Annotated in this window: 21 protein-coding genes and 1 rRNA gene; 12 read left to right on the top strand and 10 right to left on the bottom strand. The window is 71.5% G+C overall.

All coding sequences use genetic code 11. The features are described from left to right. Nucleotides 1-77: 77 nt before the first annotated feature. The 3 genes from ACFQ2V_RS13130 to ACFQ2V_RS13120 are packed head-to-tail and all read left to right on the top strand — an operon-like array spanning nucleotide 78 to nucleotide 1,812. Nucleotides 78-461: a MerR family transcriptional regulator gene (locus ACFQ2V_RS13130; protein ID WP_386053193.1), complete on the top strand. Its 384-nt coding sequence runs from the start codon at nucleotides 78-80 to the stop codon at nucleotides 459-461. Between the two features lie 12 nt (nucleotides 462-473). After that, nucleotides 474-1,352 carry a sulfurtransferase gene (locus ACFQ2V_RS13125; protein WP_386053191.1) on the top strand — a complete coding sequence of 293 codons (879 nt, stop codon included), beginning with the start codon at nucleotides 474-476 and terminating at the stop codon, nucleotides 1,350-1,352. 4 nt (nucleotides 1,353-1,356) lie between these two features. Continuing rightward, a complete protein-coding gene (locus ACFQ2V_RS13120; protein WP_386053190.1) occupies nucleotides 1,357-1,812 on the top strand; it encodes a SufE family protein in 456 nt (151 codons plus the stop codon). A gap of 108 nt (nucleotides 1,813-1,920) precedes the next feature. Here ACFQ2V_RS13120 and ACFQ2V_RS13115 read toward each other — a convergent pair whose 3' ends face one another. The 4 genes from ACFQ2V_RS13115 to ACFQ2V_RS13100 are packed head-to-tail and all read right to left on the bottom strand — an operon-like array spanning nucleotide 1,921 to nucleotide 4,859. Next, entirely contained in the window at nucleotides 1,921-2,568 is a 648-nt protein-coding gene (locus tag ACFQ2V_RS13115) for a class I SAM-dependent methyltransferase (protein ID WP_386053188.1), read from the bottom strand. A gap of 2 nt (nucleotides 2,569-2,570) precedes the next feature. After that, a complete protein-coding gene (gene kynA, locus ACFQ2V_RS13110) occupies nucleotides 2,571-3,431 on the bottom strand; it encodes a tryptophan 2,3-dioxygenase (protein ID WP_386053187.1) in 861 nt (286 codons plus the stop codon). Nucleotides 3,432-3,453: 22 nt separating this feature from the next. Further along, on the bottom strand, nucleotides 3,454-3,972 hold the full coding sequence (locus ACFQ2V_RS13105) for a DUF3806 domain-containing protein (RefSeq protein ID WP_386053186.1): 519 nt from the start codon (nucleotides 3,970-3,972) through the stop codon (nucleotides 3,454-3,456). A 44-nt stretch (nucleotides 3,973-4,016) separates the two neighbouring features. Next, nucleotides 4,017-4,859 (bottom strand): aldo/keto reductase, encoded by an 843-nt coding sequence (locus ACFQ2V_RS13100; protein WP_386053185.1) that lies wholly within the window; start codon nucleotides 4,857-4,859, stop codon nucleotides 4,017-4,019. A gap of 118 nt (nucleotides 4,860-4,977) precedes the next feature. Between ACFQ2V_RS13100 and ACFQ2V_RS13095 the strand changes: the two genes are divergently transcribed. Beyond that, a complete protein-coding gene (locus ACFQ2V_RS13095) occupies nucleotides 4,978-6,765 on the top strand; it encodes an acetyl/propionyl/methylcrotonyl-CoA carboxylase subunit alpha (protein ID WP_386053183.1) in 1,788 nt (595 codons plus the stop codon). Nucleotides 6,766-6,848: 83 nt separating this feature from the next. Here the strand turns inward: ACFQ2V_RS13095 and ACFQ2V_RS13090 are convergent, their stop codons facing one another. After that, a complete protein-coding gene (locus tag ACFQ2V_RS13090; protein WP_386053182.1) occupies nucleotides 6,849-7,379 on the bottom strand; it encodes an antitoxin in 531 nt (176 codons plus the stop codon). Between the two features lie 115 nt (nucleotides 7,380-7,494). Here ACFQ2V_RS13090 and ACFQ2V_RS13085 point away from each other — a divergent pair, with 115 nt between their 5' ends. Then, entirely contained in the window at nucleotides 7,495-7,716 is a 222-nt protein-coding gene (locus tag ACFQ2V_RS13085; protein WP_386053180.1) for a hypothetical protein, read from the top strand. Between the two features lie 58 nt (nucleotides 7,717-7,774). Here ACFQ2V_RS13085 and ACFQ2V_RS13080 read toward each other — a convergent pair whose 3' ends face one another. Then, complete coding sequence (locus tag ACFQ2V_RS13080; RefSeq protein ID WP_386053179.1) at nucleotides 7,775-9,187, bottom strand: NAD(P)H-quinone dehydrogenase; 1,413 nt, start codon at nucleotides 9,185-9,187, stop codon at nucleotides 7,775-7,777. A gap of 91 nt (nucleotides 9,188-9,278) precedes the next feature. Between ACFQ2V_RS13080 and ACFQ2V_RS13075 the strand changes: the two genes are divergently transcribed. Next, nucleotides 9,279-10,112 carry a purine-nucleoside phosphorylase gene (locus ACFQ2V_RS13075; protein ID WP_386053178.1) on the top strand — a complete coding sequence of 278 codons (834 nt, stop codon included), beginning with the start codon at nucleotides 9,279-9,281 and terminating at the stop codon, nucleotides 10,110-10,112. After that, complete coding sequence (locus tag ACFQ2V_RS13070; RefSeq protein WP_386053176.1) at nucleotides 10,112-11,797, top strand: phospho-sugar mutase; 1,686 nt, start codon at nucleotides 10,112-10,114, stop codon at nucleotides 11,795-11,797. The genes ACFQ2V_RS13075 and ACFQ2V_RS13070 overlap by 1 nt, the downstream gene beginning before the upstream one ends. Before the next feature lie 27 nt (nucleotides 11,798-11,824). Here the strand turns inward: ACFQ2V_RS13070 and ACFQ2V_RS13065 are convergent, their stop codons facing one another. Next, nucleotides 11,825-12,466 (bottom strand): PH domain-containing protein, encoded by a 642-nt coding sequence (locus ACFQ2V_RS13065; RefSeq protein WP_386053175.1) that lies wholly within the window; start codon nucleotides 12,464-12,466, stop codon nucleotides 11,825-11,827. Between the two features lie 55 nt (nucleotides 12,467-12,521). Between ACFQ2V_RS13065 and deoC the strand changes: the two genes are divergently transcribed. The 5 genes from deoC to ACFQ2V_RS13040 all read left to right on the top strand — a co-directional run bounded on the left by deoC (nucleotide 12,522) and on the right by ACFQ2V_RS13040 (nucleotide 17,293). Then, nucleotides 12,522-13,508: a deoxyribose-phosphate aldolase gene (deoC, locus tag ACFQ2V_RS13060; RefSeq protein ID WP_449343046.1), complete on the top strand. Its 987-nt coding sequence runs from the start codon at nucleotides 12,522-12,524 to the stop codon at nucleotides 13,506-13,508. A 63-nt stretch (nucleotides 13,509-13,571) separates the two neighbouring features. After that, nucleotides 13,572-15,044, top strand: a complete 1,473-nt coding sequence (locus ACFQ2V_RS13055) for an aldehyde dehydrogenase family protein (RefSeq protein WP_386053173.1) — start codon at nucleotides 13,572-13,574, stop codon at nucleotides 15,042-15,044. Next, nucleotides 15,041-15,928, top strand: a complete 888-nt coding sequence (locus ACFQ2V_RS13050) for an aldehyde dehydrogenase family protein (RefSeq protein WP_386053172.1) — start codon at nucleotides 15,041-15,043, stop codon at nucleotides 15,926-15,928. Before ACFQ2V_RS13055 ends, ACFQ2V_RS13050 begins: the two co-directional genes overlap by 4 nt. A gap of 34 nt (nucleotides 15,929-15,962) precedes the next feature. After that, a complete protein-coding gene (locus ACFQ2V_RS13045) occupies nucleotides 15,963-16,601 on the top strand; it encodes a uridine kinase family protein (protein WP_386053170.1) in 639 nt (212 codons plus the stop codon). After that, complete coding sequence (locus tag ACFQ2V_RS13040; RefSeq protein WP_386053168.1) at nucleotides 16,598-17,293, top strand: aspartate/glutamate racemase family protein; 696 nt, start codon at nucleotides 16,598-16,600, stop codon at nucleotides 17,291-17,293. Before ACFQ2V_RS13045 ends, ACFQ2V_RS13040 begins: the two co-directional genes overlap by 4 nt. A gap of 79 nt (nucleotides 17,294-17,372) precedes the next feature. Here the strand turns inward: ACFQ2V_RS13040 and ACFQ2V_RS13035 are convergent, their stop codons facing one another. The 3 genes from ACFQ2V_RS13035 to rrf form a co-directional block, all read right to left on the bottom strand. Continuing rightward, entirely contained in the window at nucleotides 17,373-18,548 is a 1,176-nt protein-coding gene (locus ACFQ2V_RS13035) for an adenosine deaminase (RefSeq protein ID WP_386053167.1), read from the bottom strand. Continuing rightward, complete coding sequence (locus tag ACFQ2V_RS13030; RefSeq protein ID WP_386053166.1) at nucleotides 18,545-18,931, bottom strand: cupin domain-containing protein; 387 nt, start codon at nucleotides 18,929-18,931, stop codon at nucleotides 18,545-18,547. Before ACFQ2V_RS13030 ends, ACFQ2V_RS13035 begins: the two co-directional genes overlap by 4 nt. An 80-nt stretch (nucleotides 18,932-19,011) precedes the next feature. Then, a 5S ribosomal RNA gene (gene rrf, locus ACFQ2V_RS21265) occupies nucleotides 19,012-19,087 on the bottom strand; the annotation flags it as partial.

Here is a 19,087-nt window from a genome sequence, read left to right as displayed (position 1 = left end):
CCTGAAGGGGTTCGCGGCCGTCACGCGCTCGTGACGCGTGCTTGACGTTGACGTAAACGTAAAGCATGATCGACGCCATGACAAGTGCGCCGACGTGGACCATCGCCCAGGTGGCTGACGAGTTCGGCGTCACCCATCGCACGGTCCGGCACTACGAGGACCTCGGTCTCATCTCCCCCGAGAGGCGGGGCACGCAGCGCGTCTACCACCGCCGTGACCGCACGCGCCTCAGCCTCATCCTGCGCGGCAAGCGCCTCGGTTTCCCACTCGAGGAGATCCGCACGATCATCGACCTGTTCGACGCACCGCGCGGCCGCCGCACCCAGCTCGAGTACGTCCTCGGCCAGATCGACGAGCGGCGCGCCGACCTCGAGCAGCGGCTGCGCGACATCCAGGACGCCATCGCCGAGCTCGGCGAGTTCGAGCGCCGATGCCGTGAGGACCTCGACAAGCTCGCGTGACACGATGAGCACATGAGCGCTGACGACACGAAGATCTCCGCGTACGCCCACCCCGAGCGTCTCGTCACCACCGACTGGCTCGCCGAGCAGGTCGCCGCCGGCGCCGTCGGGGGTCCCGACGGCATCGTGGTGCTCGAGTCCGACGAGGACGTGCTGCTCTACGACACCGGCCACATCCCCGGCGCGATCAAGATCGACTGGCACGTCGACCTCAACGACCCCGTCACCCGCGACTACGTCGACGGCGCCCGGTTCGCCGAGGTGATGGGCAAGCGTGGCATCTCGCGTGACACGACGATCGTGCTCTACGGCGACAAGAGCAACTGGTGGGCGGCGTACGCCCTGTGGGTGTTCAGCCTCTTCGGGCACCCAGACGTCCGGCTCCTCGACGGCGGCCGCGCGAAGTGGATCGCCGAGGGCCGCGAGCTGACCCGCGAGGTTCCGACGCCCACGGCAGTCGACTACCCCGTGGCCGAGCGCGACGACGCCCCGATCCGCGCGTTCAAGGACGAGGTCCTGGCCCACATCGGCAAGCCCCTCGTCGACGTCCGCTCCCCCGGCGAGTTCTCCGGCGAGCTGCTCCACATGCCCGACTACCCCCAGGAAGGCGCGATGCGCGGCGGCCACATCCCCGGCGCGAAGTCGGTGCCCTGGGCCCGCGCGGCGAACGAGGACGGTTCGTTCAAGTCGCGCGAGGACCTCGAGGCGATCTACCTGACCGAGCAGGGCCTTGCCCCCACCGACGACGTCGTCGCGTACTGCCGCATCGGCGAGCGGTCCTCGCACACGTGGTTCGTGCTCACCCAGCTGCTCGGCTTCGAGACGGTGCGCAACTACGACGGCTCGTGGACCGAGTGGGGCAACTCCGTGCGCGTCCCGATCGAGAGGTGACGCCATGAGCGACACGCCCCTGCCCGCGTCGTTGGCCGAGATCGCCGATGACTTCCGGTCGGCGAGCAACGAGCTCAAGCTGCAGCTGCTGCTCGAGTTCAGCGACGAGCTGCCCGGCCTGCCCGAGCGGTATGCCGGTCACCTCGACCAGCTCGAGCGCGTCGACGAGTGCCAGTCGCCCCTGTTCCTGACGGTCGAGGTGGCGGACGGCGCGTCGCTGGACGACCGGGTGGTCAACATCTTCTTCGACGCACCGGCCGAGGCGCCGACGACCCGCGGGTTCGCCGGCATCCTGCACGAGGGTCTCGACGGACTCAGCGCCGCGGAGGTTCTCGCCGTTCCCGACGACGCGCCGATGCGTTTCGGTCTTGCCGAGGCGGTCTCGCCGCTGCGCATGCGCGGCATGGTCGCCATGCTCGGCCGCATCAAGCGCCAGGTCCGCGCCAAGACCGCGGCCTGACCACCTGACCCGCCCCGACCCAGCGACGTGGCTGTGGCGAGCACCGTGTGCTGGCCGCCGTTCCCGGCGCGCCTCGACGTGGCACCACCGGATGAGGTGCCCCACGGTTCACCGGCGGAACACGGCTCGCCACCGCTCGTCCTCGACGGCAGTCACCTCGACCGCCTCGAGGCCGTCACCCTCGAACGACTGCATGCGACCACGGCTCAGCGCGAACGGCGGACCCGTCGTGGCGTCGGACTCGCCGTCCGACCGGAAGGCGACCGCGAACAGCGTGCCGCCCGGCGCGACGAGACTGCGCACGCCGCGCACCGCATCGGACCGCGGTGGGTCGGGCAGCGCCTGGACGGTGTAGACCTCGATGACGAGGTCGAAGGCGCCGAGCCACTCCTCCGGCAGGTCGAGCAGATCGGCCACGCGGTAGTCGACGGCGCTGCCCGGGTGCCGGTCCTGCGCCACCCGGACCGCCGTCGGCGCGACGTCGAAGGCCACCGTGTCGAAGCCGAGGGCTGCGAGGTACTCGGCATCGGCTCCGAGACCGCAACCGACCACGACGCCACGTCGCCCGCGTCCTTCGAGCCCCTGTGACTCCGCCCACTGCCTCAGGACCGGCGACGGGTCGGTCCGGTCCCACGGCATGCCGACGACTCCCGAGGACCCCTCGGCATACAACCGGTCGAACCACGCTGTGGGAACGCCCTGCGAGATCGCTTGCGCCGCAAGCACATCCGCTCGCTCGTCCCAGTCCCGCGCCACGGTCAGCCTCCGACCCTGGTCCGCACCTCGTAGAGCTCGGGGAAGAACGTCAGGTCGAGGGCCCGGCGCAGGAAGTCGACGCCGCTCGACCCACCCGTGCCGGTCTTCTGCCCGATGGTGCGCTGCACCACCTGCAGGTGACGGAACCGCCACTGCTGGAAGTTGTCCTCGAGGTCGACCAGCTCCTCACACGTCTCGTAGACGCCCCAGTGCTCGTGCGGCTCGGAGTACACCGCGGCGAAGACGTCGACGAGGCCCTGGTCGAGACGGTAGGGCTGGGTCCAGTCACGGTCGAGCAGGTGGGAGGGCACGGCGTACCCGCGCCTGGACAGGTAGGCGAGGAACTCGTCGTAGAGGCTCGGCTCGTGAAGCAGCGCATCGAGCTCGGCGCGGGCGGTCTCGTCGTGCGAGAAGACGGCGACCATGTCGGCGTTCTTGTTGCCGAGGAGGAACTCGACCTCGCGGTACTGAGCCGACTGGAAGCCCGAGCTCGTCGCGAGGAACGGGCGGATCTCGGCGTACTCGCTGGGCGTCAGGGTCGCGAGCACCGACCACTGGTCGGTGAGGGTGTGCTGGATGTGCTTGACCCGGGCCAGCCGCTTGAGGGCCGGCGCCAGCTCGTCTTCGCCGAGCAGCTTTCGGGCAGAACGCAGCTCGTGGATCAAGAGCTTGAGCCAGAGCTCCGACGTCTGGTGCTGGATGATGAAGAGGAGCTCGTCGTGCTGCGGCGGGTCGCTGAGGGGCTGCTGCGAGCTGAGCAGCGTGTCGAGCCGCAGGTAGTCGCCGTACGACATCTTGCGCGTGAAGTCGCGTTCGATGCCCTCTTCGAGCTCGCGCTTGACGCGCCGTTCGTCCGTGGCCATGCCAGAGATCCTAGGAGGCACCTCAGCTGGCCCGCGGACGGATCCTCACCAGGTGCGAGACGACGCCCGGGATCCACCCGGTCTCGCCGCGCATCCACCGGGCGCCGACGAGGTTGTGGGGGACGACGACCGTGTCGGCGCGCGCTGCGACGAGGCCGAGGTCGGTGCCGAAGACGTCGGTGACGACCGCCCACTCGCGGGCGCTGTGGCGCGCGAGGTGCTCGCCGATGGCCGTGGCGAAGGTGTCGACGATGACGTCGGAACCGTCGCCGTCGGTCCCCGCGCTCGCGGCCCACCGGCGGTAGGCGTCGTCGTAGTGGGCGCTGATCGAGCCCAGGTCGTCGACGTCGACGCCCGCCTGGGCCGCGTGGGCGAGCGCGGCGTCGATGCGGCTGCGCTCGGCGTCACCCAGCGGCTCCGTGACCGGGCGCCCGGTGAAGTCCGACGCGCCGGGGTCGCCGAGCTCGTCGGAGTCGGCGGCGGGGGCCGGGTCCGAGGACGACTCGAGGTCGCTCTTGTCCTTCCGCGAGAACAGTCCCATGCGAGCCAATCTAGTGTCTGGCAGCGACCTCGGACCCGGCCTGCTCAGCCGAAGGTGTCAGGGTCGGGACCGGTCCTCGTGCCCCGGTCGAGGCCACGGATGGCGGCAAGGTCGTCGTCGTCCAGCGCGAAGCCGAACAGGTCGAGGTTCGCGTCGATGCGCTCCGGCGTGACGGACCGGGTGAGCACGACGTTGCCGATCTCCAGGTGCCACCGCAGCGCGACCTGCCCCGGCGTGACGCCGTGCTTGGTGGCGAGTCCGGTGACGACCGGGTCCTCGAGCAGCCCGGCGCGGGCCGCGAGCGGGCTCCAGGCCTCGGTCACGATCCCGTGCTCCGCGTGGAACGCGCGCAGCTCCTCCTGCTGGAGGTACGGGGAGAGCTCGATCTGGTTGACGGACGGCAGCACACCGGTCTCGTCGAGGAGGCGCTGCAGGTGGGCCGGCTGGAAGTTGCAGACACCGACCGAACGGACCCGGCCGTGCTCCTGCAGCTCGAGCATGGCCCGCCAGGCGTCGACGTACGAGTCCTGCTGCGGCGCCGGCCAGTGGATGAGGTAGAGGTCGAGGACGTCGATGCCGAGGCGACCCATCGAGGCGTCGAAGGCCGCCGGCACGTTGCGGTGGTCGTCGTTCCAGACCTTCGTCGTGACGAAGACGTCGTCGCGGTCGACGTCGTCGCGGGCGAGGACGCGGCCGACGCCCTCCTCGTTGCCGTAGATGCGGGCCGTGTCGATGTGGCGGTAGCCGACGTCGAGGGCGCGGCCGACGGCGGCGTCGACGTCGGCGTCCGGAACCTCCCAGACGCCGAAGCCGACCTGCGGGATGGCCAGATCCGGGGTGGAGGCGTGGCCGAGGCTGACAGCGGGGACCGATACGTGTGTGGTCATGGCTTCCACGCTAGGTCGAGAGTGCCGGCGGTGATGTGCCGGACCTCACTCCGAGACGGCCGGGAATACGCCTTTGGAGGCGGAATTGACGTGACGTCAGCCCGATAGAGTCCGAGCCATGGCATCCATCAGCAAGGTTCTGATCGCAAATCGTGGTGAGATCGCGGTCCGCATCGCGCGGGCGTGCGCGGACAGCGGCATCGCCTCGGTGGCGGTCTACGCGGACCCCGACCGGGATGCCCTGCACGTCAAGGTGGCCGACGAGGCGTACGCCCTCGGTGGTTCGACCCCCGGAGAGAGCTACCTGCTTGTCGACAAGCTCCTCGAGGTAGCCAAGCAGTCCGGCGCCGACGCCGTGCACCCCGGGTACGGCTTCCTCGCCGAGAACGCCGGGTTCGCCCAGGCCGTCCTCGACGCCGGCCTCATCTGGATCGGCCCCGGCCCCGAGGCGATCGACTCCCTCGGCGACAAGGTCAAGGCCCGCCACATCGCCACCAAGGCCGGAGCACCGCTCGTGCCCGGCACGAAGGACCCCGTCGGCGGCGCCGACGAGGTCGTCGCCTTCGCCGAGGAGCACGGCCTCCCGGTGGCGATCAAGGCGGCCTACGGCGGCGGCGGACGCGGCCTCAAGGTCGCCCGCACGATGGAGGAGATCCCCGACCTGTACGAGTCGGCCGTGCGCGAGGCCGTCACGGCGTTCGGCCGCGGCGAGTGCTTCGTCGAGCGCTTCCTCGATCGCCCGCGGCACGTCGAGACCCAGTGCCTGGCCGACCAGCACGGCAACGTCGTCGTCGTCTCGACTCGCGACTGCTCCCTGCAGCGGCGCAACCAGAAGCTCGTCGAGGAGGCCCCCGCGCCGTTCCTCACCGACGAGCAGCACGCCGAGCTGCTCCGCGCGTCCAAGGCCATCCTCAAGGAGGCCGGCTACGTCGGCGCCGGCACCTGCGAGTTCCTCGTCGGCCCCCAGGGCGACATCAGCTTCCTCGAGGTCAACACCCGCCTGCAGGTCGAGCACCCCGTGACCGAGGAGGTCACCGGCATCGACCTCGTGCGCGAGCAGTTCCGCATCGCGAACGGCGAGAGCCTCGACTACGGCGACCCCGAGCCGCACGCCCACTCCATCGAGTTCCGCATCAACGGCGAGGACGCCGGCCGCGGCTTCCTCCCCGCCCCGGGCACCGTGACCACCATGGTCGTGCCGCACGGCCCCGGTGTGCGCTGGGACGCCGGCATCGTCGAGGGCGACACCGTCGCCGGCGCGTTCGACTCGATGATCGCCAAGCTCATCGTCACGGGCCGCACCCGCGAGCAGGCCATCGAACGCTCCCGCCGCGCCCTGGCCGAGCTGACCATCGACGGCATGCCGACCGTCGTGCCGTTCCACCGCGCCGTCGTCGCCGACCCCGCCTTCGCCCCGGCCGACGGCACCCCGTTCACGATCCACACCCGCTGGATCGAGACCGAGTGGGACAACACCGTTCAGCCGTATGCCGGCGGGCCCGGTGGCAGCGCTGACGGGGCCGAGCCCGAGGAGCGCCAGACCGTCGTCGTCGAGGTCGGTGGCAAACGGCTCGAGGTCTCGCTGCCCGGCGGCCTGTCGCTCGGCGGCGGTGGCGGCTCCGCCGCGAAGAAGAAGGCTCCCAAGCGCTCCGGTGGCGGCAGGTCCGGCGGCGCCGCCTCCGGCGACTCCCTCACCGCCCCCATGCAGGGCACCATCGTCAAGATCGCCGTCGAGGAGGGCTCGACCGTCGCGGCCGGCGACCTCGTCATCGTGCTCGAGGCCATGAAGATGGAGCAGCCCATCACCGCCCACAAGGACGGCGTCCTCACCGGCCTCACCGCCAAGGTCGGCGAGACCGTCACCTCCGGCGCCGTCCTCGCCGAGATCAAGGACGTCGAGGGCTGAGCCAACCGGCCACGCAGGTCCGTACGCGTCGAGGGCCGCCCCACCGTCGTGGTGGGGCGGCCCTCGTCACGTCCGCGACGTGCTCAGCCCCTGGGCGGGTCTCCCGGGGTGATGTCGCCACCGCCCCGGTTCCCGGTGCCGCTCGGGTCGGGAGAACCCGGCAGGTCCTGCTCACCGGCCGGGTTGCCGCCGGGCGGGATCTCCGACGGACCGGGGCTGCCGGGGAGCCGCGGGTCGACGGGAGAGGGGTCGTTCGGGTTGACCGGCGGCACCGGCCCGGGAGCTGGTGCGGGCCCAGGCGTCGGCTCGGGCGTCGGTCCGGGCTCGGGAGTCGGGCTGGGCTCGGGCGTCGGAGCGGGGCCCGGCTCGGGCGTCGGGGCGGGCCCCGGCGTGGGCGGCGGCCCGGGCGTCGGAGGGGTCGGGGGCGGCGTACTGGCGTCGTCGTCCGGCAGACCCAGCTGCCCGCGTACGGCGTCGGCCCCCTTGTCGACCTGGTCGGCGTACTTGCCGCCGGTGCGCTCGTTGATGAGCTCCTCGGCCTTCTCGAGCCCCTGCTCGGCCTGCTCGGGATGGCCCTTGATGAAGTCCTTGGCCTTGTCGATCCAGTCGCTCACTGCGTGCCTCCACGGTCAGACCGGTCAGGGCGCTGCCGACGGGCACGGCGTGCTCCCCTGACGTGCCGACGACGCCGGCACGGGCTCGACGTTACGCCTCTGGCACACTGCTCATGTGCTTGCGACCCTGGCCACCGCGACCTCGAACCCGCCGGCCTTCTCGGTGACGAACCTGATCATCCTCATCGTCGTGGCGGCGGTCGTCTACCCGCTCCAGAAGAAGCTGCGCGAGGCCGTGTCGCGCAGGCGCAAGGAGCGCTGGGCCGAGGAGGACCGTCAGGCCCAGCTCGAGCGCGAGAAGCAGGACGGCCCGCAGCGCCCCGACGACACGCCCTGACCGAGCAGCCGCTGCGACCTTCTGGCCGAACAGGCCGGGCCCCCTGTTCCGTTGCGGCTCAGTCGGACTGGTGCAGCTGCCGCGCCGCCTCGGCGATCGATCCGGAGAGCGACGGGTAGACGGTGATGGTGCTCGACACCTGGTCGACGCTCAGCCGGTTCTGCACGGCGAGCGCGACCGGGAAGACGAGCTCGGACGCCTTCGGCGCGACGACGACCCCACCGAGCACCGTGCCGTAACCCTTGCGGCAGAAGAGCTTGACGAACCCGTCGGAGATGCCCTGCATCTTGGCCCTCGGGTTGCGGGCCAGCGGCAGCATGACCGACTCGACGTCGGGTGACTCGTCGGCGGCGCCCTGGCCGATGCCCACGGTGGCGATCTCGGGCTCGGTGAAGATGTTCGCGGCGACGCCGTGCACGTTGAGCGGCGCGACGGCGTCGCCCAGGGCGTGCCACATGGCGATGCGGCCCTGCATGGCGGCGACGGAGGCGAGGGGCAGGACCCCCGTGCAGTCGCCCGCCGCGTAGATCCCGCCGACGCTCGTGCGCGAGACGCGGTCGACCTGGATGTGGCCCGAAGGGCTGAGCTCGACGCCGGCCTCCTCGAGCCCCATGCCGGCCGTGTTCGGCACCGAGCCGACGGCGAGCAGGGCGTGGCTGCCCTCGACGGTGCGGCCGTCGACGAGCGTGACCAGCACACCGTCGGCTGTGCGCTCCACGGAAGCCGCCCGCGACTTGTTGAGGACCTCCATGCCACGCTTGCGGAAGACGTCCTCGATGACGGTGGCGGCGTCGGCGTCCTCACCGGGCAGCACGCGGTCGCGCGAGGAGACCAGCACGACCTGGGAGCCGAGGCCGAGGTAGGCCTGGGCGAGCTCGGCGCCGGTGACGCCGGACCCGATGACGATGATCCGCTCCGGCAGCTCCTCGAGCGAGTAGATCTGCTGCCAGGTGAGGATGCGCTCACCGTCGGGACGCATCGTGTCCATGATGCGGGGCGCCGCGCCGGTGGCGACGAGCACGACGTTCGCGGGCAGCTCCTGCGTCGTCCCGTCGGCGAGCTCGGCGACGACCTGCTCACGCCCGGCGACGCGGGCCGTGCCGCGCAGCACGGTGACGCCGACCTGCTCGAGACTGCCCTGGATGTCGGCGCTCTGGGCGGCCGCGAGCTCGAGGATGCGGCCGTTGACGGTCCGGGCCTGGGCGACGGCGTCCGAGACCTCGTCGCCGTCGTCGTCCTGGAGCCGCACGCCGAGCTGCGAGGCGGTCTGGAAGTCGGACATGTAGTCGGCCGTGGCGATGAGTGCCTTGCTCGGGACGCAGTCCGTGAGCACGGCGGCGCCGCCCAGCCCGTCACGCTCGACGATCGTGACCCGGGCACCGAGCTGCGCGGCGACGAGTGCCGCCTCGTAGCCGCCCGGGCCACCCCCGATGATGACAACGGATGTCTCGCGCGTGATCACGGGCTCCATCCAACCATCCCCCGTACAGCCCGGAAGCCGGGCTCCGCACCGCGGGCGGGACCGGTGCGCCGCCGCGGACGACCTCGCTAGAGTCCACATCGTGAACAGCTCCCCCCGTGACCTCAACGACCCCTCCACCGACCCGTTCGAGGTCGCCGCCGACGCGGCCGCCGTGATCGCCGAGCGCACGGGCGTCGAGAGCCACGACGTGGCTCTCGTGCTCGGTTCGGGGTGGGGCCAGACGGCCGACCTCATCGGCGAGACGGTCGCCACGGTCGAGAACGCCGACGTGCCCGGCTTCCACAAGGCCGCCGTGCTCGGCCACTCGGGCAGCATGCGCTCGGTGGCGATCGGAGACACCGGCCGCCGGGCCCTCGTCTTCGGCACCCGCACCCACTTCTACGAGGGTCGCGGCGTCCGGTCGGTCGTCCACGGTGTGCGCACGGCGAAGGCCGCCGGCTGCTCGACCATCGTGCTCACCAACGGTTGCGGCGGCCTCAACCCCGCGTGGGCGCCGGGCACCCCGGTGCTCATCCGCGACCACATCAACCTCACGGCCCACTCCCCCATCGAGGGCGCGAACTTCGTCGACCTCACCGACGTCTACACGCCCCGGCTGCGCGACATCGCGCGGGAGGTCGACCCCGACCTCGACGAGGGCGTCTACGTCCAGTTCCGCGGGCCGCACTACGAGACACCTGCCGAGGTGCAGATGGCCAAGGTCATCGGCGGTGACCTCGTCGGCATGTCGACGACGCTCGAGGCCATCGCCGCCCGCCAGAGCGGGCTCGACGTCCTGGGCATCTCGCTCGTCACGAACCTCGCGGCCGGCATCTCCGACTCTCCGCTGAGCCACGACGAGGTGCTCGAGGCCGGCCAGCTCGCCGCCGAACGGTGCGGGCGCCTGCTCGCGGCCGTCGTGGGGCGCCTGTGATGACCACCGTGGGCACCACCGAGACCGTGTATGCCGCCGCGCGGGCCTGGCGCGACGACGACCCCGACCCGACGACCCGGGCCGAGCTCGACACCCTCCTGACGCGCGCCACCGACGGCGACGGCGCGGCCGTGGCCGACCTCACCGACCGCATGTCCGGCCTGCTCGAGTTCGGCACGGCAGGGCTGCGCGGAGCGCTCGGGGCGGGCCCGAAACGGATGAACCGCAGCGTGGTCATCCGTGCAGCGGCCGGCCTGACGGCATACCTCAAGAGCGACGGGGCGGCGGGCGAACACCCGACGGTCGTCATCGGCTACGACGCGCGCTACAACTCCGACGTCTTCGCCCGCGACACCGCGGCCGTCGTCGTCGCGGCCGGTGGGCGCGCGCTGCTACTGCCGCAGCCGCTGCCGACGCCCGTCCTCGCCTTCGCCATCCGCCACCTCGGCGCCGATGCGGGCGTCATGGTCACCGCGAGCCACAACCCACCACAGGACAACGGCTACAAGGTGTACCTCGGCGACGGCAGCCAGATCGTCCCGCCGGCCGACGCAGACATCGCGGCCCACATCGGCCGCGTCGAACGGGTCGCCGAGGTCCCCCGCGTGGCCGAGGGCTGGGAGACGCTCGGCGACAACCTGCTCGAGGACTACATCGACGCCGTCGCCACGGTGGTCGACCCCGACTCGCCGCGCGACCTCAGCGTCGTCCACACGAGCCTGCACGGCGTCGGCCACGGCACCGTGCACGCCGCCTTCGTCAAGGCAGGTTTCGCAGCACCCGTCGCCGTCGACGAGCAGGCCGTGCCCGACCCCGACTTCCCGACCGTCGCCTTTCCCAACCCCGAGGAGAAGGGCGCCATCGACCTGGCCCTCTCGCGGGCTCGTGCCGTCGGCTGCGACCTCGTCATCGCGAGCGACCCCGACGCCGACCGGTGCGCCGCCGCGGTGCTCGACCCGGCGCTCGGCGACTGGCGCATGCTGCGGGGCGACGAGGTCGGGGCGCTGCTCGGCGCCCACGTGGTGCGCCGCGGGGTGTCACGCCGTGACGTCTTCGCCAACTCCATCGTCTCCTCGCGGCTGCTCGCCTCGATCGCCAGGGGCGCCAAGCTCGCGCACGAGGAGACCCTCACGGGCTTCAAGTGGATCTCGCGCGTGCGCCGGCTGCGGTTCGGCTACGAGGAGGCCCTCGGCTACTGCGTCGCGCCCAGCCTCGTGCGCGACAAGGACGGCATCAGCGCGGCACTGCTGCTGGCCGAGCTCGCCGCGACCCTCAAGGCCGAGGGTCGCACCCTCACCGACCTGCTCGACGACCTCGCCGTCGAGCACGGCGTGCACGCCACCGACTCCTTCTCGGTGCGGGTCTCCGACCTCGCCCAGACCGAGACCCTCCTGGGCCGATTGCGCGACGAACCGCCGGCCGCGGTGGCCGGCATCGAGGTGGCCCGCACCGACGACCTCGCCCGTGGCGACGGCGGCCTGCCGCCGACCGAGGGCCTGCGTTTCCACCTGGCCGACCGGTCCCGCATCATCGTGCGCCCCAGCGGTACCGAGCCGAAGGTCAAGGTCTACCTCGAGGTCATCGAGCCGGTGGCCGATGCCGCTGGCCTGGGCGAGTCAAGGGCCGTCGCCGAGACCCGGCTGGCATCCGTACGAGCCGACATGGAGCGGCTGACGTCGCTCTGACGCCGCCGCGAGACCGGCGCCGGGGGTTCAGGCGATGAACGTCGCGATGACGAAGAAGGCGATCGCGGCCAGCAGGAGCCCGACCGGGACGGGGTCCCACGCGCGGGTCGCGATGCGGGGGGTGCGGCCGTCCTTGCGCCGGCGGTCGGCCGCGATGCGCTCCTCGACCTCCGCAGCGACGACCTGGGCCTGGACCTTGGACTTCGTCGGCAGCTCGGACGTGCCGCGTCCGCGCACCTGGTTCGCCCCGACGGTCAGCAGGCCGCGGCCGTACCGGGGACGGCCCGGGTCGGCTGGTACGCCCCATGCCGTGTAGCGGGTGCCCCCGGCGACGAGCTCGAGCGCCCAGCGCGACCGCACCTCGGTGATCACCGGCCACGTGAGCTCGGCCGTGCGCATGGGGTTCACGATGCGCACGCCGTCGGCGTGGATGACGACGCACGGACGCACGACGAAGAGCCACACGAGCACCAGCACCAGCACGATGGCCGAGATGAGCGACCAGCTGCGCGGCGGCGTCAGCAGGGCGGGCACGAGCAGTGCGAGAGCGGCCAGGGCCGCGACCACACCGACAGCGACGGACGAGCCCGGCCGGAGGGTTCGGGCCTCGGGGCTGCCGGTGCCCGGCGTCGGCCGCGGGGGCCCGGAGTGCTGCGGATCGGGACTCACGGTGGCACTCTCTCACGCGTCACGGCCCGTCTCGAATGGTGGATAGACTCCCGTGGTGACTGTTAGCACCACGACGCGCTCCGCGCAGGAACTCACCGCGCAGGCGCGTGACGTCCTCGGGGTGTCGCGCCTGACGAACCATGCCCTCACCTCGTGGCTCCACGGCCTGCCCGGCGTCGACCAGGTCGGCTGCGAGGGCCGCGCGGCGTCCCTCGGCACCCGGTCGGTCAAGACCACCAGCAAGGCCTGGGCCATCGACACCGCGATCGGGATGATCGACCTGACCACGCTCGAGGGCGCCGACACCGTCGGCAAGGTCCGGTCGCTGTGCGCGAAGGCGCTCGTGCCCGACGCCCTCGACCCCACGACGCCGCGTCCGGCCGCCATCTGCGTCTACGGCGACATGGTCGCGACGGCGAAGGCGGCCCTCGGCGACAGCGGCATCCACGTCGCAGCGGTCGCGACGGCGTTCCCGTCGGGACGCGCCAGCCTGCCCGTCAAGCTCGCCGACACGCGTGACGCCGTCGATGCCGGCGCCGACGAGATCGACATGGTGATCGACCGCGGCGCGTTCCTCTCCGGTGACTACCTCACCGTCTTCAACCAGATCGCCGAGGTCAAGCAGGCCTGCGGCGACGCGCACCTCAAGGTGATCATGGAGACCGGCGAGCTCGTCACCTACGACAACGTGCGCCGGGCCTCCTACCTCTCGATGCTCGCGGGTGGCGACTTCATCAAGACGTCCACCGGCAAGGTGCAGCCGGCCGCGACCCTGCCCGTCACGCTCATCATGCTCGAGGCCGTCCGTGACTGGCGCGAGCTCACGGGCGTCCAGGTCGGCGTCAAGCCCGCCGGTGGCATCAAGACCACCAAGGACGCCATCAAGTACCTCGTCATGGTCAGCGAGATCGCCGGCGACGACTGGATGACCCCGCAGTGGTTCCGGTTCGGTGCCTCGAGCCTGCTCAACGACCTCATCCTCCAGCGTCAGAAGCTCGCGACCGGCGCCTACTCGGGTGCCGACTACGTGACGATCGACTGATGGTCCACGACGTCACGCTGACCGCCCTTGACTGCACAGACTGAGCTCACGAAAGACACCCTGATGCCCACGTTCGAGTACGCCCCGGCGCCCGAGTCGCGCGCCATCGTCACGATCGAGAAGTCCTACGGACTCTTCATCGACGGCGCCTTCACCCGCCCCAAGGCCACCTTCGCGACGATCAACCCGGCCGACGAGACGGTGCTGGCCGAGGTCAGCCAGGCCGGTCCGAAGGACGTCGACAAGGCCGTCGCCGCCGCCCGTCGTGCCTACGAGGGCGTGTGGGGCAGGATGTCCGGCGCCGAGCGCGGCAAGTACCTCTTCCGCATCGCCCGCATCCTGCAGGAGCGTGCCCGCGAGTTCGCCGTCCTCGAGACCCTCGACAACGGCAAGCCCATCAAGGAGACCCGCGACGTCGACGTGCCGATCGCCGCCGCGCACTTCTTCTACCACGCCGGCTGGGCCGACAAGCTCGAGTATGCCGGCCTGTCCGCCTCCGGGGCCGAGACCCCTCGCCCGCACGGCGTCGTCGGGCAGGTCATCCCCTGGAACTTCCCGCTGCTCATGCTCGCGTGGAAGATCGCGCCGGCCCTCGCGACGGGAAACACGGTGGTGCTCAAGCCCGCCGAGACGACGCCGCTCTCGGCGCTGCTCTTCGCCGAGGTGTGCCAGCAGGCCGACCTGCCCGCGGGTGTCGTCAACATCATCACGGGTGACGGCCGCACCGGTCAGGCGCTCGTCGAGCACCCCGACGTCGACAAGGTCGCCTTCACCGGCTCGACCGAGGTGGGCAAGATGATCGCGCGCTCGATCGCGGGCACGTCGAAGAAGGCGACCCTCGAGCTCGGCGGCAAGGCCGCCAACATCGTCTTCGACGACGCCCCCGTCGACCAGGCCGTCGAGGGCATCGTCAACGGCATCTTCTTCAACCAGGGTCAGGTGTGCTGCGCCGGCTCGCGCCTGCTCGTGCAGGAGAACGTCCACGACCAGGTCATCGCGAAGCTCAAGCGTCGCCTCGGCACGCTCCGCGTCGGCGACCCGATGGACAAGAACAGCGACCTCGGCGCCATCAACAGCAAGGCCCAGCTCGACCGCATCACCGCGCTCGTGGAGGCCGGCGTCGCCGAGGGCGCTGAGCGCTGGAGCCCCGAATGCTCTTTGCCCGCAAAGGGATTCTGGTTCCCGCCGACCGTGCTCACGGGCGTCTCGCAGACGCACCGCGTCGCCACCGAGGAGATCTTCGGTCCCGTCCTGTCGGTGCTGACGTTCCGCACGCCCCAGGAGGCGGTCGCCAAGGCCAACAACACGGCATACGGCCTCTCGGCCGGCGTCTGGACCGAGAAGGGCTCGCGCATCCTCTGGATGGCCGACCAGCTCAAGGCCGGTGTCGTCTGGGCCAACACCTTCAACCGCTTCGACCCGACGTCGCCGTTCGGCGGCTACAAGGAGTCGGGCTACGGCCGCGAAGGAGGCCGCCACGGCCTCGAGGCCTATGTCACCACCGCCCCTGCGACCCTGACGGGAGCCGCCCGATGAGCCGCCTCGACGTGCGCAAGACCTACAAGCTCTACATCGGCGGCAAGTTCCCGCGCAGCGAGTCGGGCCGCTCCTACGAGATCGTCTCTGCCACGGGCGAGTTCCTCGCCAACGCCTCGATGGGCTCGCGCAAGGACGTCCGCGACGCCGTCGTGGCGGCGCGCTCGGCGCTGGCGGGCTGGTCCGGCGCGACGCCCTACAACCGCGGCCAGGTGCTCTACCGCGTGGCGGAGGTCCTCGAGGGCCGACGCGCCCAGTTCCTCGAGGAGGTCGCCGCCGGCGAAGGGCTCTCGACGCGCGCCGCCGGCGCCGCCGTCGACGCTGCGATCGACCGGGTCGTCTGGTATGCCGGGTGGACCGACAAGATCGCCCAGGTGCTCGGCAGCCTCAACCCGGTCGCCGGCCCCTTCTTCAACGTGTCCGCGCCCGAGCCGACCGGCGTCGTGGGTGTACTTGCGCCGCAAGGCTCCTCACTGCTCGGCCTCGTGTCGGTCATCGCGCCGGTCATCGCGTCGGGCAACACGGCGGTCGTCGTGACGTCCGCCGACCGCCCGCTCCCGGCCGTCACGCTCGGCGAGGTGCTCGCCACGTCCGACGTTCCCGGCGGGGTCGTCAACATCATCACCGCCCGCACGGCCGAGGTCGCGTCCTGGCTGGCCGCACACCGCGACGTCAACGCGATCGACCTGACCGGCGTCGCCGGGGCCGAGGGTGTCGACTGGGCCGCGCTCGAGGCCGAGGCCGCCGGCAACCTCAAGCGCGTCTACCGGCCGACCGTGGTCGACGGTCGGCCGGTCGAGCCCGACTGGAACGCCGACCCCGGTCTCGGGCGCATCCGCGCGTTCGTCGAGACGAAGACCGTCTGGCACCCCAAGGGTCTCTGAGCCGCGGATGCGGAGCGAGCAGGGAGGACGACAGGTGCCCCCGGTCGACGACGAGTCCGGCGACCGGCGACGCGTCATCCTCCTGACCGGTCCGAGCGGGTCTGGCAAGAGCCGTCTCTCGGCGCGGCTCAACGCCGCCCACGGCTGGCCGGTGGTGCGTCTGGACGACTTCTACCGCGACGGGAGCGACCCCGCGCTGCCCCGCTCCCCGCTCGGCATCGCAGACTGGGACCACCCCGACTCGTGGGACGCCGCGGCAGCCGTCGCGGCCCTGCGCTCGCTCGTCGACGACGGGACCGTCGAGGTGCCGGTGTACGACATCGGCGCCTCGGCGGTGACCGGACGCCACACGGTCACCGCCCGCCCGCACGACCACGTCCTGGCCGAGGGTCTCTTCGCCGGGCGCCTCGTGGCGCCGTTGGAGGCCGAGGGACTGCTCGCCGACGCTCTCTGCGTGCGCCAGAACCGCACGCTGACGGCCGTGCGGCGCTTCGTGCGAGACCTCTCCGAGCGGCGCAAGCCACCGCACATCCTCGTGCGTCGCGGCCTCACCCTGTGGCGCGACGAGCCCTCCGTGGTCGCGCAGGCACGCTCCGACGGCGCGCGCTGCGTCCACCCGCGGGAGGCCGAGGCCGAGCTCGCCGCCCTCCTCGGGACGGGTGCGGGCCGATGAGGCTCGTCGGCATGCTCGGCGGCATGAGCTGGGAGTCGAGCGCCGAGTACTACCGTCTGGCGAACGAGCTCGTGCGCGAACGCGTCGGTGGACTGGCCTCCGCCCGGTTGCTGTTGCACTCGGTCGACTTCGCCGAGGTCGAGCGGCTGCAGGCCGAGGGCCGCTGGGACGAGGCCGGCGAGCTGCTGGCGACTGCTGCCGCGGGGCTCGAGGCGGGTGGTGCCGAGCTGCTGCTCATCTGCACCAACACGATGCACAAGGTGGCCGACGCCGTCGAGCGTGCCGTGTCGATCCCCCTGCTCCACATCGGTGACGTCACCGCCGCCGCGGTGCGCACCGAGGGGCTGTCGCGCGTGGGCCTCCTCGCGACCGCGTACACCATGGAGCAGCCGTTCCTGCGCGAGCGGCTCGCCGGCCACGGGCTCACCGTCCTCGTGCCCCAGGCAGACGACCGGGCTCTCGTGCACCGCGTCATCTACGAGGAGCTGTGCCTCGGGATCGTCAGCGAGGAGTCGCGCCAGGCCTACCGCCAGGTCATCGGCAAGCTCGTGGCCGCCGGCGCCGAGGGCATCATCCTCGGCTGCACCGAGATCGAGCTCCTCGTCGACCAGTCGGACTCCGCGGTGCCGGTCTTCCCGACGACCCGTCTGCACGTCGAGGCGGCGGTCTCGGCCGCCCTCGCGGCCGACTGACGTCCGCCCACGACGCCCGGTCCCGAGGGGACGCGCCCACCCATGGGCACGACGCGCCTCCCCCGACTCCGGTGGCTGGTCAGCCGATCGGCGGCACCTCGTAGCCGAGCTCCGCGTAGCCGGGCTTGATGACCCCGTCGATGAGCGCCAGCCGCTCGTCGAACGGGATGAAGGCCGACTTCATCGCGTTGATCGTCAGCCAGCGCAGGTCCTCGAGCGTCCACCCCGCCTCGTCGCGCAGCAGCGCGGCCTCACGGCTCATCGTCGTGCCACTCATGAGCCGGTTGTCGGTGTTGAGCGTGACGCGGAAGCGCAGCCGGCGCAGCAGCGTGATCGGGTGCAGGGCGATGGAGGGCGCCGCCGAGGTCTGCAGGTTGCTGCTGGGGCACATCTCGAGGGGGATGCGCTTGTCGCGCACGTATGCCGCCAGCCGCCCCAGGCGTACGCGGTCGAGCTCGAGCGCGGTCAGCGCCCCGGGGTCGTCCTTGTTGCCCTCGACCCACTCGGCGAAGGGCGAGCCGTCGATGGTGATGTCGTCGACGATGCGCACGCCGTGACCGAGACGGTCGGCCCCGCACCACTGGATGGCCTGCCAGATGGAGGGCAGCCCGAAGGCCTCCCCGGCGTGGATGGTGAAGTGGAAGTTCTCGCGCTGGAGGTACTCGAAGGCGTCGAGGTGACGAGTGGGCGGGTAGCCGGCCTCGGCGCCCGCGATGTCGAAGCCGGACACGCCCTCGTCGCGGTAGCGGATCGCGAGCTCTGCGATCTCGGTCGACTTGGCGGCATGCCGCATGGCCGTGAGCAGCGCCGTGACCCGGATCGGGTGACCCGCCTCGGCGGCCTTGGCCTCACCGTCGCGCAGACCGGCGTTCACGGCCTCCACCACGCCCTCGAGGGTCAGGCCCCGGGCGAGGTGCTGCTCGGGCGCGTAGCGGCTCTCCGCATAGACGACGCCGTCGGCGGCGAGGTCCTGGGCGCACTCGCTCGCCACCCGGAACAAGCCCTCACGGGTCTGCATGACGGCGAGGGTGTGGTCGAACGTCTCGAGGTAGCGCGGCAGCGAACCAGAGTCGGCGCTCTCACGGAACCAGGTGCCGAGAGCGGGCCCCGTGGTCTCCGGCAGGCCGTCGTAGCCGCAGTCCTGCGCCAGCTCGAGCACCGTCTGGGGACGCAGGCCACCGTCGAGGTGGTCGTGCAGCAGGACCTTGGGAGCGCGTACCAGCTCGTCGATGCCGTCGTGCACACCGTTGGTCACTGCGCGTCCCCTGCCGACTCCTCGTCGCGGTGGACGGTGTCGGGGCTGAAGGCCGGCAGGCACACCGCGACGTACTCGGCACCCTCGGGGCCGCACGAGTAGCGGATGCGCTCGCCGCCCCGGGTCAGCACCGACTGGCCGGCGCCGACCTCGATGGTGCCGCCGTCGTGGTCGACGAGCACCGTGCCGGCGAGCACGAGCGTGATCTCGTCGAACTCGGGCGTCTGGAAGGGCTCGGACCAGCCGGCCGGGGCCACCATGCGGGCGACGGAGACAGAGGACTGAAGGCCGGCGGCGGGAGTGTTGACGGCACCGACGTGCTCGTCGATGACCTTGCCGCCGGGAACGGGGATACGCGTCGGGGAGGGGATGAGTTCAGGCACGAGGCAACCCTAGTGGACGCGGAAAACCCCGGGAAATGCGACAACCCCGCCGGTTACCCGGCGGGGTTGTCTGAATGATTGTCCGGCTGCGTCCTACTCTCCCACACCGTCACCAGTGCAGTACCATCGGCGCTGAAGGGCTTAGCTTCCGGGTTC

Source organism: Terrabacter terrigena, assembly GCF_042676085.1.
GTDB lineage: Bacteria > Actinomycetota > Actinomycetes > Actinomycetales > Dermatophilaceae > Terrabacter > Terrabacter terrigena.
Note: the sequence above shows the minus strand (reverse complement) of the source record. Positions and strands in the feature narration are given on the sequence as shown.

Excerpts from the sequence above, each read along its gene's own strand:
- ACFQ2V_RS13130 (WP_386053193.1), top strand. The coding sequence starts at position 78 with ATGACAAGTGCGCCGACGTGGACCATCGCCCAGGTGGCTGACGAGTTC.
- ACFQ2V_RS13125 (WP_386053191.1), top strand. The coding sequence starts at position 474 with ATGAGCGCTGACGACACGAAGATCTCCGCGTACGCCCACCCCGAGCGT.
- ACFQ2V_RS13120 (WP_386053190.1), top strand. The coding sequence starts at position 1,357 with ATGAGCGACACGCCCCTGCCCGCGTCGTTGGCCGAGATCGCCGATGAC.
- kynA (WP_386053187.1), bottom strand. The coding sequence starts at position 3,431 with ATGGCCACGGACGAACGGCGCGTCAAGCGCGAGCTCGAAGAGGGCATC.
- ACFQ2V_RS13105 (WP_386053186.1), bottom strand. The coding sequence starts at position 3,972 with ATGGGACTGTTCTCGCGGAAGGACAAGAGCGACCTCGAGTCGTCCTCG.
- ACFQ2V_RS13100 (WP_386053185.1), bottom strand. The coding sequence starts at position 4,859 with ATGACCACACACGTATCGGTCCCCGCTGTCAGCCTCGGCCACGCCTCC.
- ACFQ2V_RS13095 (WP_386053183.1), top strand. The coding sequence starts at position 4,978 with ATGGCATCCATCAGCAAGGTTCTGATCGCAAATCGTGGTGAGATCGCG.
- ACFQ2V_RS13080 (WP_386053179.1), bottom strand. The coding sequence starts at position 9,187 with ATGGAGCCCGTGATCACGCGCGAGACATCCGTTGTCATCATCGGGGGT.
- ACFQ2V_RS13070 (WP_386053176.1), top strand. The coding sequence starts at position 10,112 with ATGACCACCGTGGGCACCACCGAGACCGTGTATGCCGCCGCGCGGGCC.
- ACFQ2V_RS13055 (WP_386053173.1), top strand. The coding sequence starts at position 13,572 with ATGCCCACGTTCGAGTACGCCCCGGCGCCCGAGTCGCGCGCCATCGTC.
- ACFQ2V_RS13050 (WP_386053172.1), top strand. The coding sequence starts at position 15,041 with ATGAGCCGCCTCGACGTGCGCAAGACCTACAAGCTCTACATCGGCGGC.
- ACFQ2V_RS13040 (WP_386053168.1), top strand. The coding sequence starts at position 16,598 with ATGAGGCTCGTCGGCATGCTCGGCGGCATGAGCTGGGAGTCGAGCGCC.